At 65.7% G+C, this 14,975-nt stretch carries 14 protein-coding genes; 6 read left to right on the forward strand and 8 right to left on the reverse strand.

Going from position 1 to position 14,975, the window contains the following annotated elements; translation table 11 throughout:
• Nucleotides 1-7: 7 nt before the first annotated feature.
• The 8 genes from IEJ03_RS15645 to argC form a co-directional block, all read right to left on the reverse strand.
• Nucleotides 8-778, reverse strand: a complete 771-nt coding sequence (locus IEJ03_RS15645; protein ID WP_192035708.1) for a ParA family protein — start codon at nt 776-778, stop codon at nt 8-10.
• 71 nt (nt 779-849) lie between these two features.
• Entirely contained in the window at nt 850-1,506 is a 657-nt protein-coding gene (gene rsmG / locus IEJ03_RS15650; protein ID WP_192035709.1) for a 16S rRNA (guanine(527)-N(7))-methyltransferase RsmG, read from the reverse strand.
• Nucleotides 1,503-3,407 (reverse strand): tRNA uridine-5-carboxymethylaminomethyl(34) synthesis enzyme MnmG, encoded by a 1,905-nt coding sequence (gene mnmG, locus IEJ03_RS15655; protein WP_192035710.1) that lies wholly within the window; start codon nt 3,405-3,407, stop codon nt 1,503-1,505. Before mnmG ends, rsmG begins: the two co-directional genes overlap by 4 nt.
• A gap of 593 nt (nt 3,408-4,000) precedes the next feature.
• The gene (locus IEJ03_RS15660; protein ID WP_277950333.1) at nt 4,001-4,774 is read right to left on the reverse strand and encodes an amino acid ABC transporter ATP-binding protein; all 774 of its coding nucleotides are present in this window, start codon (nt 4,772-4,774) and stop codon (nt 4,001-4,003) included.
• 39 nt (nt 4,775-4,813) lie between these two features.
• Nucleotides 4,814-5,485 carry an amino acid ABC transporter permease gene (locus tag IEJ03_RS15665; RefSeq protein WP_192035711.1) on the reverse strand — a complete coding sequence of 224 codons (672 nt, stop codon included), beginning with the start codon at nt 5,483-5,485 and terminating at the stop codon, nt 4,814-4,816.
• Nucleotides 5,486-5,643: 158 nt separating this feature from the next.
• A complete protein-coding gene (locus IEJ03_RS15670; protein WP_192035712.1) occupies nt 5,644-6,405 on the reverse strand; it encodes a transporter substrate-binding domain-containing protein in 762 nt (253 codons plus the stop codon).
• A gap of 104 nt (nt 6,406-6,509) precedes the next feature.
• Nucleotides 6,510-6,872 carry an iron-sulfur cluster insertion protein ErpA gene (gene erpA, locus IEJ03_RS15675; protein WP_192035713.1) on the reverse strand — a complete coding sequence of 121 codons (363 nt, stop codon included), beginning with the start codon at nt 6,870-6,872 and terminating at the stop codon, nt 6,510-6,512.
• Between the two features lie 213 nt (nt 6,873-7,085).
• Complete coding sequence (gene argC / locus IEJ03_RS15680) at nt 7,086-8,120, reverse strand: N-acetyl-gamma-glutamyl-phosphate reductase (RefSeq protein WP_192035714.1); 1,035 nt, start codon at nt 8,118-8,120, stop codon at nt 7,086-7,088.
• Nucleotides 8,121-8,257: 137 nt separating this feature from the next.
• Between argC and IEJ03_RS15685 the strand changes: the two genes are divergently transcribed.
• The 6 genes from IEJ03_RS15685 (at nt 8,258) to IEJ03_RS15710 (ending at nt 14,971) form a co-directional block, all read left to right on the forward strand.
• Nucleotides 8,258-10,009 carry a chloride channel protein gene (locus IEJ03_RS15685; RefSeq protein WP_192035715.1) on the forward strand — a complete coding sequence of 584 codons (1,752 nt, stop codon included), beginning with the start codon at nt 8,258-8,260 and terminating at the stop codon, nt 10,007-10,009.
• A gap of 56 nt (nt 10,010-10,065) precedes the next feature.
• Nucleotides 10,066-10,497, forward strand: coding sequence for a protoporphyrinogen oxidase HemJ (hemJ, locus tag IEJ03_RS15690; RefSeq protein ID WP_192035716.1), 432 nt, complete (start codon nt 10,066-10,068; stop codon nt 10,495-10,497).
• Between the two features lie 23 nt (nt 10,498-10,520).
• On the forward strand, nt 10,521-11,345 hold the full coding sequence (locus IEJ03_RS15695; RefSeq protein WP_192035717.1) for a hydroxymethylpyrimidine/phosphomethylpyrimidine kinase: 825 nt from the start codon (nt 10,521-10,523) through the stop codon (nt 11,343-11,345).
• Between the two features lie 2 nt (nt 11,346-11,347).
• Entirely contained in the window at nt 11,348-12,010 is a 663-nt protein-coding gene (gene thiE / locus IEJ03_RS15700; protein WP_192035718.1) for a thiamine phosphate synthase, read from the forward strand.
• A gap of 87 nt (nt 12,011-12,097) precedes the next feature.
• The gene (gene hemL / locus IEJ03_RS15705; protein ID WP_192035719.1) at nt 12,098-13,387 is read left to right on the forward strand and encodes a glutamate-1-semialdehyde 2,1-aminomutase; all 1,290 of its coding nucleotides are present in this window, start codon (nt 12,098-12,100) and stop codon (nt 13,385-13,387) included.
• Between the two features lie 15 nt (nt 13,388-13,402).
• The gene (locus IEJ03_RS15710) at nt 13,403-14,971 is read left to right on the forward strand and encodes a bifunctional aminoglycoside phosphotransferase/ATP-binding protein (RefSeq protein WP_192035720.1); all 1,569 of its coding nucleotides are present in this window, start codon (nt 13,403-13,405) and stop codon (nt 14,969-14,971) included.
• Nucleotides 14,972-14,975: the final 4 nt, after the last annotated feature.

Here is a 14,975-nt window from a genome sequence, read left to right on the forward strand (position 1 = left end):
GGGGCGACTAGATCAGCTGACGGCGAATCAGCTCCTTGGCCAGCACCCGATAGGCCTGGCTGCCGCGAGAGAGGCGGGCGTACTTGGTCACCGGCAGACCGTGACTCGGTGCCTCGGCGACCCGCACGTTGCGGGGGATGGTGGTCTTGAGCAGGCCATCGCCGAAGTAGTCGTGCAGCTGCTTGCTGACATCACGGGTCAGGCTGTTGCGGGCATCGAACATGGTGCGCACGATGCCCAGCACCTCGAGGCGCGGATTGACGCTGGCCTGCAGCTGCTCGACCGTGTCGAGCAGCGCCGAGAGCCCCTCGAGGGCATAGAACTCGCACTGCAGCGGAATCAACACGCCGTGGGCGGCGGTCAGGGCGTTAACGGTCAGCATGTTGAGCGAAGGCGGGCTATCGATCAGCACCACGTCGTACTCGCTGGCCACGCTCTCAAGGGCCTCCTGCAGGCAGCGCTCGCGGCCCTCGTCACGATCGAGCAGCGCGACCTCGGCGGCGGTCAGGTCGCCGTTGCCGGGCAGCAGCGCATAGCCGGCCTCGGGGCAGTCCAGGATCACATCGGCGGGGCGCTGGTCGCCGAGCAGCACGTCGAGGACGCTGCCGTCGAGCTCGTGCTTGTCGACGCCGCTGCCCATGGTGGCATGGCCTTGCGGGTCGAGGTCGACCAGCAGCACCCGGCGGTCGAGGGCCGCCAGGCTGGCGGCGAGATTGACGGCCGTGGTGGTCTTGCCCACCCCGCCCTTCTGGTTCGTCAAGGCGATGATCTTGGTCACGAGCGGCATCCTTCCTGGGTCCGGCTCCCTGAAAGCGGGGGCAGCCTTGGTGATCGCGTTGCAGCGCTGTCTCAGTCGGTACGGCGGGCCAGCGTCAGCAGGTGGCGGGCGCCTTCCTCGCCGGGCACGGCCAGGGCGCGGCGCTCGATGAGGGCGACTCCGTCGGGCAGGGCCGCGAGCTCCTCGTCGCTGGCCTTGCCCTTCATGGCCAACCATTCCCCGCCCGGCGCCAGCAAGGGCTCGGTCAGGCCGATGAAGTCCTGAAGGCTCGCAAAGGCCCGGGAGATCACCTGGTCGAAGGGCGTGGCCTCGAAGGCCTCGACCCGCACCTGGCTCGGCGTGACATTGGTCAATCCCAGCTCGAACACCGCCTGGCGCTGGAAGCGCACCTTCTTGCCGTTGCTGTCGAGCAGGGTGACATCGAGTTCGGGCTTGAGGATCGCCAGCACCAGCCCCGGCAGGCCAGGCCCGGCGCCGACATCCAGCAGCCGTGGCCCCCGCACCTGGGCAAGTACCGAGGCGCTATCGAGCAGGTGTTTGGTGACCATGTCATCGAGCGAGCGTACCGCGGTGAGGTTATAGGCGCGGTTCCACTTGTGCAACAACGCCAGCAGGCCCAGCAGGCGCTCGCGCTGGGCGTCATCGGGGGCGATGTCGAGCGCCGCGAGCCCCGCGTCGAGCCGGGCGGCCACGGCCTCGGGGACCGTGTTGGCGAGGACGTGACTCATGCGCTTACCGCCTGGCTGTCGTCGAGCAGGCGACGCTTCTTCAGGTGGATCAGCAGGATCGACACCGCGGCAGGCGTCACCCCGGAGATGCGGCCGGCATGGGCCAGGGTCTCCGGGCGGGCGGCCTCGAGCTTCTGGCGGATCTCATGGGAGAGCCCCTCGACGCGCTGGTAGTCCAGGTCGGCCGGCAGCGGGGTCGCCTCGTGGCGCTTGAGCTTGTCGATCTCGTCCTGCTGACGCTCGATGTAACCCTGGTATTTGGTCTGGATCTGCACCTGCTCGGCCACCGCCGGATCATCGACCGGCTCGCCGGCTATGCCGGGAAGCCCAGCGACATCGGCGTACTCGAACTCCGGCCGGCGCAACAGCTCGGTGAGGCTGTATTCACGGGTCAGCGGCTTCTCGGTCTTGGCCTCGAGTGTTTTGGCCGCGGCACTGCCCGGCTGCACGAAACTGGTCTTGAGACGGGCGGACTCGCGCTCGATGGCCTCACGCTTGGTGGTGAAGGCCGCCCAGCGGGCGTCGTCGACCAGCCCCAGTTCGCGGCCGATCTCGGTCAGGCGCAGGTCTGCGTTGTCCTCGCGCAGCAGCAGGCGATATTCGGCCCGCGAGGTGAACATGCGATAGGGCTCTTGAGTGCCCAGGGTGATCAGGTCATCGACCAGCACCCCGAGGTAGGCCTGATCGCGACGCGGCGACCAGCCATCGAGGCCTTGTGCACGACGGGCGGCGTTGAGGCCCGCGAGCAACCCCTGGGCGCCGGCCTCCTCGTAGCCGGTGGTGCCATTGATCTGGCCGGCGAAGTACAGGTTGTGGACAAACTTGGTTTCCAGGGTGTGCTTCAGATCGCGGGGATCGAAGAAATCGTACTCGATGGCGTAACCGGGACGCGTGATATGCGCGTTCTCCAGCCCCTTGATCGAGCGCACCACCTCGAGCTGCACGTCGAAGGGCAGCGAGGTGGAAATCCCGTTGGGGTAGAGCTCGTGGGTATCCAGGCCCTCGGGCTCGATGAAGATCTGGTGGCTGGCCTTGTCGGCGAAGCGATGCACCTTGTCCTCGATGGACGGGCAGTAACGCGGGCCGACCCCCTCGATAGAGCCGGAGTACATCGGCGAGCGGTCGAGGTTGGCGAAGATGATCTCGTGGGTGCGCTCATTGGTATGCGCGATATGACAGCTGACCTGATCAGGATGCATCTCCCGGTTGCCGAGATATGACATCACCGGCGTCGGGCTGTCGCCGGGCTGTTCCTCGAGGTCGGTGAAATCGACGGTGCGGGCATCGATGCGCGGCGGCGTGCCGGTCTTCAGGCGGGCCACGTTGAACGGCAGTGCCCGCAGGCGCTCCGCCAGGGCATTGGACGGCGCATCGCCGGCGCGACCGCCGCGGCTCTGGTCGAGGCCGATATGGATCACGCCGCCGAGGAAGGTCCCGGTGCACAGCACCACGCTCTCACCGAGAAAGCGGATGCCGGTCTCGGTCACCGCGCCGCGCACGGTGTCGCCATCGACGATCAGATCGCCGGCCGCCTGCTGGAAGATCGTCAGGTTGGGCTGGTTTTCCAGCATGCCGCGGATCGCCGCCTTGTAGCGGACCCGATCGGCCTGGGCACGAGTAGCGCGCACGGCAGGGCCCTTGCGGGCATTGAGCCGGCGGAACTGGATACCGCCCATGTCCGTGGCCAGCGCCATGGCGCCGCCGAGTGCATCGATCTCCTTGACGAGATGGCTCTTGCCGATCCCGCCGATGGCCGGATTGCAGGACATCTGGCCCAGCGTCTCGATGTTATGGGTCAGCAGCAGGGTCTTGGCACCCATGCGAGCAGAGGCCAGGGCGGCTTCGGTTCCCGCATGGCCTCCGCCGATGACGATGACGTCAAAACGGTCGGGGTAATCCACGTTGCACCTCGAATGGCGCCGATGGCGCCGTGTCCATAGCCGTCGTCAGCCGACGGGGTGAGAAATCAGCCGCACAGTATAAACCTCCTGTGGGTAACCGTCAGGGGTTTTCCACACCCGGGTTCTCAGCCGTGAGGCTGAGTGAGGGGTTCAATATAAAAAACAGATTAAATAAAGAAGAAGTTCTGTTGTAGTAGTAACTACTGGTGTGGACACTTTCTGTGGAAAACCGTTGTTCCCCTTTTCTTATCAACATCATGAAATGTTGACTAGTCGTGTGAAAAACGGCGGAGGGCATGCGTACAGCCTGTCGCGAGCCTGTGGACGAAAGCGCGCCTTGTCCACAGCCGAGAATGACCCAAGGTTATCCACCGAGCCCAGCGCGGGTTGTTACCGCGACGATCAACATGAAGGGGTATGAGGCAAAAGGCGCTGATGCTGCCGGTCATGGAGAGATTGGACGGCCTTGGCAAAAAACTTGTCCACAGCCCAAAAAAAGGGCCTGTCGAGAAGTCGACAGGCCCTTTGGGGTGCCAGATCCGGTCACATGAAGCCGCACCGGAGAGGTTTGGGAAGCATGTGAAGCCGCAGCGTCAGTGCTTGAGCACGCGCCCCAGGAAGCTTTGGGTGCGTTCGTTCTGAGGGTTGTCGAACACGTCTTCCGGCTTGCCTTGCTCGACGATCTGGCCCTTGTGGATATAGATCACGCGATCGGCCACTTCCCGGGCAAAGCCCATTTCGTGGGTCACGATCATCATCGTCATGCCGGCCTTGGCGAGCTCGCGCATGGCATCCAGCACCTCGCCGATCATCTCCGGATCGAGGGCCGAGGTGGGCTCGTCGAAGAGCATCAGACGCGGCTCCATGGCCAATGCGCGTGCCAGCGCTACGCGCTGCTGCTGGCCGCCTGAGAGCTGGCCTGGCAGCTTGTCGGCCTGGTCGGCGATGTTGACCTGTTCCAGCAGCCGGTTGGCGTTCTCGATGGCCTGTGCCTCGTTGGTGCCACGCACCTTGATCGGTGCCAGGGTGACGTTGTCGCGCACGCTGAGGTGCGGGAAGAGGTTGAACTGCTGGAAGACCATGCCGACCTCGGTGCGGATGGTCTGCAGCGACTTGCTGCTCTTGCCGTGAGGCAGCAGCTCGTTGCCATCGACATCGATATGGCCGTTCTGGAACTCCTCGAGGCCGTTGACGCAGCGGATCAGCGTGGACTTGCCCGAGCCGCTGGCGCCGATGATCACCACCACTTCGCCGTGGCTGACCGAGAGTTCGATGTCCTGCAGCACGTGCAGGCTGCCGAAGAACTTGTTGACCTTCTCCATGCGCACGATCGGCTCGGCGCCGGGCCCTGTCTTGATATCTGTCATGATCGGTTCCCTAGTTGTACCGGCGTTCGTTTTCCCGGCTTATTGACCTACCAGTCCCTTGCGCTCGAGCAGGCGCAAGGCCAGCGAGAGGCTCAGGGTGATCGCGAGATACAGCATGGCGACCATCAGGTAGACCTCCAGGGCACTGAAGGTAGTGGCGATGTAGATCTGACCCTGGCGGACCAGTTCACCGACGCCGATCACCGAGAACAGCGAGGTATCCTTGATGCTGATGATGCCTTGGTTGCCAAGCGACGGGATCATGCGGCGAAAGGCCTGGGGCCAGATCACGTAGCGGAACGATTGGGTGCGCGACAGGCCCAGTGACAGGCTGGCCTCACGCTGGCCGCGCTCGATGGACTGCACGCCGCCGCGCACGATTTCCGAGATGTAGGCGCCGGAGTTGACCGCGATGGCGGCGATGCCGGCGACCAGCGCATTGACCGGGCCGCCGATGATCTGCGGCAGGCCATAGAAGATGAAGAGGACCTGTACCAGCACCGGCGTGCCGCGGAAGATCTCGATGTAGGCGATGGCCGGAATGCGCAGCCAGGCGAGCGGGCTGATGCGCAGAAGGCCAAACAGGATGCCGATCAGAAAGCCGATGGCGAGACCACCGAAGGAGATCAGCAGGGTGTAGGGAATCCCCGTCAGCAGGTAGGGAATCGAGGATATGGCGGCCTGCCAGTCGAATTGAAAGGTGACGTCCACGAGGGATCTCCCGTCCAGAAGCTTCGTCAGTTAGAGGGGGTGCAAAGGGCACCACGCAAAGGGGTCGAGCCTGGTGACTCGACCCCGTGCGACTGGACCATGTCTGGAGTAACGGCCAGCGTGCGCTGACGTGTCAGACATAGCCCCGGCGTGCCGCGTTATTCGGCGCTACCGAACCACTTTTCGTGGATCTCGTCGTAGGTGCCGTCTTCGCGCATGGCCGCGAGGGCCTCGTTGACGGGCTTCACCCACTCGCTGCCCTTGACCAGGGCAATGCCGTATTGCTGGCCTTCGTAGAGCGGGCCGACGACCTTGGCCCGGCCTTCGCCGCGGGTCTTGGAGAAGTAGCCGACGTTGGGCGCGTCGTAGAAGACCGCATCGACGCTGCCGCCGAGCAGGGCCATGTACATGTCGGAGCTGCCCGGATAGGGCGTGATGGTGGCCTCGTCACCGAGGTTCTCGGTGAGGTAGTCATAGCTCGTTGAGCCGATCTTGGTGCCGATGGTCATGCCGGCCAGGTCGTCGATGGTGCTGACGCTGTCGTTATCGGCGGCGACCATGATGCGCAGGCCGCTATCGTAGTAGGGATCGGAGAAGTCGACGATCTCGCTGCGCTCGTCGGTGATGGTGATGCCGGCGATGGCGATATCCACGTTGCCGGTCTGGATCGCGGGGATGATACCGTTGAAGTCCATGGTGTTCAGGTTGACTTCGAAGCCGGCGCGATCGGCGATTTCGGTGATGATGTCGATATCGAAGCCGACCATCTCGCCGGACTCGGTATCCATCATCTCGAAGGGCACGAAGCTCGGGTCGGTGACTACGTCGAGCACGTGGTTATCGGCGCTGGCAAGGGTGGACATGCCAAGGCCGAGGGCGAGAGAGGAAAGCAGGGAGGCTTTCTTATGCAGCTGTTTCATGAGGTTCCCCGTTTGGAAATTTTGTTTATGGAACGCGCCTTTAACAATGGCGAGTTCCCGGGGAAGCGTCAAGTTGAAGCAAAATGCGCCAGGTTGGCGGCGATTCACACCATGAAGGAGGCGCCGCAGCCGCAGGTGCTGGTGGCGTTGGGATTCTGGATCACGAAGCGTGCTCCGGCGAGGCCCTCTTCATAGTCGACCGTGGAGCCCACCAGGTACTGATAGGACAGCGGGTCAACGATCATGGCGACGTCATCGAAGGCGATCAGGGTATCGTCCTCGCTGGCATCATCGGCGAAATCGAAGCCGTACTGGAAGCCCGAGCAGCCACCACCGGTGACGTAGACGCGCAGCTTGAGCGCCGGGTTGCCCTCCTCGGCGATCAGTCCGCGCAGGCGCCGCTGGGCGCTTGGTGACAGCTGCATCGGCTTGAGGGATCCGGGGTCGAAGGATTCGGCACCGCTCATGGAGACACTCCCGCGGTTGATGGAATGGGGTTCATGCGAGGATTATCCCCAATCCCCAGCAAAAGGGTCAACTTTGGAGGAGGATAAGCCGGGGGCAGGTCACGTGCGAAGGCGCTATGAACCCTTCCCTGGGCGCTACCTCTGCCATCCATGGCAGAGGACCTTCGCTGTGATCTGCCTCCGACTTCCTGGGGATAACCCAGAGGGGGCAGTTCAGGGCATCAGTGCCGGCGCCTGGAGGCCCGCCATCTCGTCGAAGCCGAACATCAGGTTGAGGTTCTGGATGGCCTGGCCGGAGGCGCCCTTGACCAGGTTGTCGATCACGGAAAGGATCACCACGGTGTCGCCGTCGCCGGGCCGGTGCACGGCCAGCCGGCAGATGTCACTGCCCTTGACGCTACGGGTCTCCGGGTGGCTGCCCGCGGGCATCACGTCGACCGCCGGTTCATTCTCGAAGCGGGCCTCGAACAGCGCCTGCAAATCGCTGGGCTCTCCGGTCAGCTGGCCGTAGAGGGTCGCGTGGATGCCGCGGATCATCGGCGTCAGGTGAGGCACGAAGGTCAGGCCCACCGGCGCCTTGGCGGCCCGCGCTAGGCCCTGGCGGATCTCGGGCAGGTGGCGATGCCCGCTGGCGCCATAGGCCTTCATGGATTCGCTGGCCTCGGCCAGCAGCGAGCCGACCTTGGCGCCGCGTCCGGCCCCGGTGACGCCGGACTTGCAGTCGGCGATCACCCGCTCGCGATCGATCAGGCCGGCCTCCAGCAGCGGCAGCAGCCCCAGCTGCACCGCCGTGGGGTAGCAGCCCGGCACCGCGATCAGACGCGCCTCGCGGATCGCCGCGCGGTTGACCTCGGGCAGCCCGTAGACGGCCTCCTCGAGCAGCTCGGGGGCGCCGTGGGGCTGACCGTACCACTGAGCCCATTCCTCGGCGTCCTCCAGGCGGAAGTCGGCGGAGAGGTCGATCACCCGGGTGCCGCGCGCGAGCAGATCGCCGGCCAGCGCATGGGCGACGCCATGCGGCGTGGCAAAGAACACGGCATCGCAGCGCCCCAGCAGGTCGGCGTCCGGGGCGCTGAAGACAAGGCCCGGGTAGTTACCGCGCAGGTTGGGATAGAGCTCGTCCACGGCGAGGCCCGCCTCGGAGCGGGAGGTGATGGCCGCCACTTCGACCTGAGGATGCTGGGCCAGCAGCCGCAGCAGTTCGACGCCGGTATACCCGGTGCCACCGACAATGCCCACCTTGATCACGATGTCCCTCCTAAGGTGCCTGGCCGACCCTCGGCGGGGTCGAGTCTGAAGAGATGGTTCCGATATGATACACATGTCAGGCAATCATCGGTGGATTCACGGCTCCCTCATGGGCCCTTGGTCAAGGACGCGCCAACGTGCCACGCCTTCATTTCCCCGACCTGAGCCTCGCGACCTTCCGTCGCAAACTGGCCAATGTCGATGCACTGCCCCAGCTGTGTGTGCTGGGGACGATCGCCGGGCTCGCCACCGGCAGCCTGATGGTGGGCTTTCGCCTGTTGCTGGACCTGGGGGCGCTGGCCTTCATGCCGGGAGGGGATTCGGAAGCCTTCGAGGGGCTGCCGACCTGGAGCCGGGCGCTGTTGCCGCTGGCCGCGGTGGCGCTGATCGGCGTGGGCCTATGGCGCCAGCCGCCGGCGGCTCGCAAGCTCGGCGTCGGCCATGTGATCGAGCGCCTGACCTATCACCAGGGGCGCTTCCCGCTGCGTAACTGGCTGAACCAGTGGTGGGTCGGCGTGTCCTCTGTGCTCGGCGGACTCTCCGCCGGCCGGGAGGGGCCGGCGATCCATCTCGGCGCGGCGGCGGTCAGCGGCATCGGCGAGCGCCTGCGCCTGCCCCACAACAGCCTGCGGGTGCTGGTGGCCTGCGGCACCGCGGCGGGCATCTCGGCGTCCTTCAATACGCCGATCGCCGGGGTGATCTTCGCCATGGAAGTGGTGATGATGGAATACACCATCGCCGGCTTCATGCCGGTGATTCTGGCCGCCAGCATGGGGGCGGTGGTGGCGCAGCTGGTCTATGCCACCGAACCCGCCTTTCAGGGCTCGAGCGTGGCGCTGAATTCCTGGTTCAACCTGTCCTGGATCCTGGTCAGTGCGCTGGTGATCGGCCTGCTGGCGGGGGGCTTCATTCGCCTGGCCAAGCTCACCACCGGCTTCGCCGCCTGGCCCGTCGCGGTGCGCCTGGCCGCGGTGGGGGGCGTCACCGGCCTGGTGGCCTGGTGGTACCCCGAGGTGCAGGGCATCGGCTATGACAGCCTGGCGAGCGCCCTCGATGGCGGCCTGGCGGTGGACGTGCTGGTGGCGCTGGCGCTGGCCAAGCTGGCGCTGACCGCGATCACCGTGGCCAGCGGCATTCCCATCGGCATCATCGGGCCGGTGCTGGTCTCGGGCACCGCCGCCGGCGCCCTGTGTGGCCTGCTCGGCCACTGGCTATGGCCCGAGATGGCGGCACAGCCGGCCCTGTTCGCCATGCTCGGCATGGCGGCGATGATGGGGGCGGTGCTGCAGGCGCCGCTGGCGGCCCTGATGGCGCTGCTGGAGCTGACCCACAACCCCAACATCATTCTACCTGGCATGCTGGCGGTGGTGATCTCCGGGCTCACCGCGCGGCGCCTGTGTCGCTGCGAGGGCTTCTTCATCAACCTGACCCGCCATGGCCTGCATCCGCTGCAGCAGCCGCTTGCACAGGCTTTGTCGCGGGTCTCGGTGCCGGCGGTGATGGAGCGTAGCCTGGTGCGCAGCCAGCGGCTGGTGGGCCGCGAGGAGGCCGAGGCGCTCTTGCATGCCAAGCCTGCCTGGGTGGTGATCGTGCGCTCCCGGGACGACAAGCCGACCCTGGCGTTGAAGGCCGCTGATCTGGCCCGGGTGCTGCTCGACGAGGAGGTCTGGGCCAAGGAGCAGCATATCGACCTGCTCGAGGTACCGGGCCAGCGCCTGGACATGGCGCCGATCCATCTCGAGGCGACCCTCAGCGAGGCGCTGGATCGTCTTAACGAGGCGCGGGTCGATGCCCTCTATGTGGAAACCTCGACGGGGCCGATCAAGCGCCGAATTTCCGGTATCATCACTCGGGATAGCATCGAGGACTACTATCGCTACACGCCCTGAGGCCAGGATGGCCGCAGAGCGGCGTCTCCATCCCGCCGAATGCCCGAGGAGTGGTTATGTACCTATGGATTCAGGCCCTGCACCTGATCGCCGTGGTGACCTGGTTTGCCGCGCTGTTCTACCTGCCGCGGCTGTTCGTCTATCACGCCATGGCGCGCGATGCCGGCGACACCCAGGCCATCGACTACTTCCTGACCATGGAGCGCAAGCTGTATCGCGGCATCATGATGCCCTCGATGATCGCGGTGATCGTGCTCGGGGTGAGCATGCTGGCGATGGTGCCGGGACTGATGAGCCAGGGCTGGTTGCATGCCAAACTGGCGCTGGTGGTACTGCTGATCGGTTACCACCATGTGTGCCTGGCGTACCTGAAGAAGCTGGCCGTGGGTACCTGTCACAAGTCTCATGTGTTCTTCCGCTGGTTCAATGAGGCGCCGGTGCTGGTGTTGGTGCTGGTGGTGATCCTGGCGGTGGTCAAGCCGTTCTGATGCCTCATGCCCACGACTCCCCGATGCACGATACCCGTCGCCTGCCGGTGGTGCTGGTGCTGGCCGGCCACGACCCCAGTGGCGGGGCCGGGCTGACCGCCGATGCCGAGGCCATCGGCGCTTGCGGCGCCTGGCCACTGACCATCCCCACCGCCCTGACGGTGCAGAATAGCTGTGACGTGCGTGCCGTGATGCCCTGTCGCGGCGATGAGATGCGCGCCATGGCTGCGGCCTTGGATGAGTTCACGGTGGCCGCGATCAAGGTCGGGCTGGTGGCGGATCTGGAGAGCCTGGACGCGGTGGTCGACATCGTGGGTCGCTATCCCGGGGTGCCGGTGGTGGTCGACCCGGTCCTCAAGGCCGGCGGTGGCCGCGAGCTCACCTCCGCCGAGCTGATCGATGCCTTCCATGCCCGGCTGCTGCCACGGGTCGATATCCTGACGCCTAACCGGGATGAGCTTGCCCGGCTCACCGATGCGCGCTGGGAGAATGACACCGATCGCGCCATCGCGCTGATGGCCGAGGGCTGTCAGGCGGTGCTGGTCACCGGCACCGATACGCCGGCGGCGGGCAGCGCCGAGGACAAGGTTGTTCACACCCTGCATACGCCAGACAATGGGCGTCAATGGCAATGGCCGCGCTTGGCCGGCACCTTCCACGGTTCCGGCTGCACCCTGGCGGCCTCCCTGGCGGCACACCTGGCCGCGGGGGAGAGCCTGATCCAGGCCTGCGAGCTGGCCCAGGCCTACACCTGGCAGACACTGCGCCACGGCTGGCGCCCGGCCGATGGCCAGGCCCTGCCACGCCGCCTGTGGCGCCACCCGAGCCCCGCCATCACTTCGGAGTGACGATGTTGAAGCCCGACTGGACCCGTGGCCTCTATGCCATCACCGACGCCCGCCTGCTGCCCGATGACGCGCGGCTGCTGGACGCCTGCGAGGCAGCGCTGCGCGGTGGCTTGGCCCTCCTGCAGTACCGGGACAAGTCCGGCGATGACGAGAAGCGCTGGCGTCAGGCGAGTGCGCTTGCTGCGCGCTGCGCGGCCCACGGGGTGCCGCTGATCATCAATGACGATGTGGCGCTGGCCGCGCGCCTGCATCGGGCGGGCCATGAGGGGGTCGGTGTGCACCTCGGCCAGCAGGATGGCGAGGTGAGCGAGGCCCGGCGCCGGCTGGGACCCACGGCGATCATCGGCGTCACCTGCCATGATCGGCTGGAGCTCGCCGAGCGGGCCGCCGCCGAGGGCGCCTCCTACCTGGCCTTCGGTCGCTTCTTCGCCTCGCGCACCAAGCCCACGGCATCGCCAGCGGACCTGTCGCTGCTCGCCGGTGCTGGGCGGTTCGGCCTGCCGCGGGTGGCGATCGGCGGCATCTCGCTCGATAACATCGCCGAGGTGCGCGAGGCGGGGGCAGACCTGGCCGCTACCGTCGAGGCGGTGTTCGGCAGCGAGGATCCCGAGGTACGCGTCGTCGCGTTGAATCGGCAGCTGGCCGCGGACACCGCCAACCCATAGCTTATCCACAGGGCACTCACCGAAAGTTATCCGCAGTGTCCAGAGACTTATCCACAAAATTCGCTGCATCAGACCCGAGAGGCTTCCATGACCACCTCCGCAGAGCTCTTCGCACAGGCCTGTCGCCATATCCCGGGCGGCGTCAATTCGCCGGTTCGTGCCTTCAAGGGCATGGACCGTCCGCCGGTGTTCATCGAGCGCGCCCAGGGCGCCTACCTGCATGATGTCGAGGGCAAGCGCTACGTCGACTATGTGGGCTCCTGGGGGCCGATGATCACCGGGCATGCCGACCCGGACGTGCTGGGGGCGGTGCGCGAGCGACTCGACATGGGGCTGTCCTTCGGCACGCCGACGGCCATCGAGACCCGCATGGCGGAGCTGATCTGCGAGATCATGCCGTCTATCGACCTGGTGCGCATGACCAACTCGGGCACCGAGGCCACCATGTCGGCGATCCGCCTGGCGCGGGGCTATACCGGGCGCGACAAGATCGTGAAGTTCGAGGGCAACTACCACGGCCATTCCGATTCGCTGCTGGTCAAGGCCGGCTCCGGCGCCCTGACCCACGGCGAGCCGAGCTCGCCGGGTGTACCGGCCTCCTTGGCCGAGCACACCGTGACCCTGCCCTTCAACGATATCGACGCGGTGGAAGCCTGCTTCGAGGAGATCGGCGATCAGGTGGCCTGCATCATCGTCGAGCCGGTGGCCGGCAACATGAATTGCATTCCGCCGCGGGAGGGCTTCCTCGAGTCGCTGCGCGAGGCCTGCGACCGCCATTCGAGTGTACTGATCTTCGATGAGGTGATGACCGGCTTCCGGGTCGCCAAGGGCGGCGCCCAGGCGCACTTCGGCGTGACGCCGGACCTTACCTGCCTTGGCAAGATCGTCGGCGGTGGCATGCCGGTCGGCGCCTTCGGCGGCAAGCGAGAGGTGATGGAGCAGCTCTCGCCGCTGGGGCCGGTCTATCAGGCCGGCACCCTGGCCGGCAATCCGCTGGCCATGGCCGCGGGCATCGCCCTGTTGACCAAGATTCAGGCGCCGGGCTTCCACGACGCCCTCACCCAGCGGGTCGAGACCCTCTGCGATGGCCTCCAGGCCCGGGCCGATGCCGCAGGAATCGAGATGATCACCCAGCGGGCCGGCGGCATGTTTGGGCTCTTCTTCACCGCCCAGTCGCGGGTCGACAACTTCGCCCAGGCGACCGCCTGTGACGCCGAGGCCTTCCGTCGCTTCTTCTCGCTGATGCTCGACGAGGGGGTCTACCTGGCGCCCTCGGCCTATGAAGCCGGCTTCATGTCCAACGCCCATACTCCGGAAGACATCCAGGCCACCCTGGATGGCGCCGAGCGTGCCTTCGCCGCCATGCGACCGGCCTGACGAGGAGACATCATCGTGAGCGACGTCCTGATCCAGGCCCTGCGCGAGGCGGCCTGCTACGACCATCCGGTGGGCGAGATCGAGCTCCACGAGACGCATATCTCGTGGATCCTGCTGACCGGCGACTATGCCTACAAGATCAAGAAGCCGGTGGATTTCGGCAGTTTCCTCGATTTCTCGACGCTGGAGAAGCGCCGCGGCCTGTGCGAACAGGAGGTGCGACTCAACCGACGCCTGGCGCCGAGCCTGTATCTGGATGTGGTGCCGATCTCCGGCTCGCCGGAGGCACCTCGGCTCAATGATGACAGCGCCCCCTTCGAGTATGCGGTTAAGATGCGCCAGTTCAGCAACCGCCATCTGTTCAGCAGCCTGCAGGCCGATGGCGAGCTGTCGCTGGAGCTGCTCGATGACTTGGTCGATCAGCTGGTGGATTTCCACGAGCAGGCGGCCAGGGTCGAGGCAACGAGTCATCATGGCAGCGCCGACTCGACTCGTGGCATCGTCGCCCGGGAGTTCTCGCTGATCGGCGAGCGCTTGCCCGGTTCACAAGATCGTGAGCGGCTGGAGGAGCTTCAGGAACGGGTGGGCGAGATGGAAGCGCGACTGACGCCGGTATTTGCCGAGCGCCATCGCGAGGGATTCGTTCGCGAGACCCACGGCGACATCCATCTGGGTAACGCGGTGCGTCATCAGGGCCGGGCGTTGCTGTTCGATGGCATCGAGTTCAATGACGCCCTGCGCTGGAACGATATCGGTTGTGACCTGGCCTTTCTGTTGATGGACTTGGAGGCCCGGGGCGAGCTGATGCTGGCGCGTCATGCCCTGAACCGTTACCTGGAGCTCTCCGGCGACTACGCCTTGGTGCGGGTGCTCGACTACTACAAGATCTATCGTGCCCTGGTGCGGGCCAAGGTCGCCATGCTGCGTCATGCCGAGCCGGGGCTCCCGGCCGATGAGCGCACGTCGCTCTGGTCCGAATATCAGCGTTATCTGGCCTTGGCGGAAGGCTATAGCGAGTTCCGCTTCCCTTATCTGCTGATCGGGGTCGGGGTATCCGGCAGTGGCAAGAGTCGGTTCACCGGCGAAATGGTCAGGCGGCTGGGGGGCGTGCGCTTGCGCTCGGATGTCGAGCGCAAGCGCCTGTATGGCTTCGCTCCACAGGCCGATAGCCGCCAGGGGGGTGTGGATATCTATACCCCCGAGGCGACCGAGCGTACCTATCAGCACCTGGCCCGGCTCTGCGGCCTCCTCTTCGAGGCGGGACTGTCGGTGTGTGTGGATGCCACCTGCCTGAAGCGTTCACAGCGTGACTTGCTGGCCGATCAGGCCGAAGCGAGAGGGCTGGCGGTGATGATCATCAGCTTCGAGGCCGACGCGGCCACCCTCAGAGCACGGATCGAGAAGCGTGCCCGGCTGGGTGGCGATCCCTCCGAGGCGAGCCTCGCCGTACTCGAGCGACAGCTTGCGCATTTCGAGCCCTTCAGCGATGAGGAACGACGCCACCTGGTCCACCTGGATACGACCGCCGACAATGCCAGCGAGACGCTGGCCGAACTGATCCATCAGCACATGAATCACGCCTGATTTC

Origin of the sequence: Halomonas sp. YLGW01 (genome assembly GCF_014840935.1) — a bacterium.
In the GTDB taxonomy this organism is placed as follows: Bacteria; Pseudomonadota; Gammaproteobacteria; order Pseudomonadales; family Halomonadaceae; genus Onishia.

Excerpts from the sequence above, each read along its gene's own strand:
- rsmG (WP_192035709.1), bottom strand. The coding sequence starts at position 1,506 with ATGAGTCACGTCCTCGCCAACACGGTCCCCGAGGCCGTGGCCGCCCGG.
- IEJ03_RS15660 (WP_277950333.1), bottom strand. The coding sequence starts at position 4,774 with ATGACAGATATCAAGACAGGGCCCGGCGCCGAGCCGATCGTGCGCATG.
- IEJ03_RS15670 (WP_192035712.1), bottom strand. The coding sequence starts at position 6,405 with ATGAAACAGCTGCATAAGAAAGCCTCCCTGCTTTCCTCTCTCGCCCTC.
- erpA (WP_192035713.1), bottom strand. The coding sequence starts at position 6,872 with ATGAGCGGTGCCGAATCCTTCGACCCCGGATCCCTCAAGCCGATGCAG.
- hemJ (WP_192035716.1), top strand. The coding sequence starts at position 10,066 with ATGTACCTATGGATTCAGGCCCTGCACCTGATCGCCGTGGTGACCTGG.
- IEJ03_RS15695 (WP_192035717.1), top strand. The coding sequence starts at position 10,521 with ATGCACGATACCCGTCGCCTGCCGGTGGTGCTGGTGCTGGCCGGCCAC.
- thiE (WP_192035718.1), top strand. The coding sequence starts at position 11,348 with ATGTTGAAGCCCGACTGGACCCGTGGCCTCTATGCCATCACCGACGCC.
- hemL (WP_192035719.1), top strand. The coding sequence starts at position 12,098 with ATGACCACCTCCGCAGAGCTCTTCGCACAGGCCTGTCGCCATATCCCG.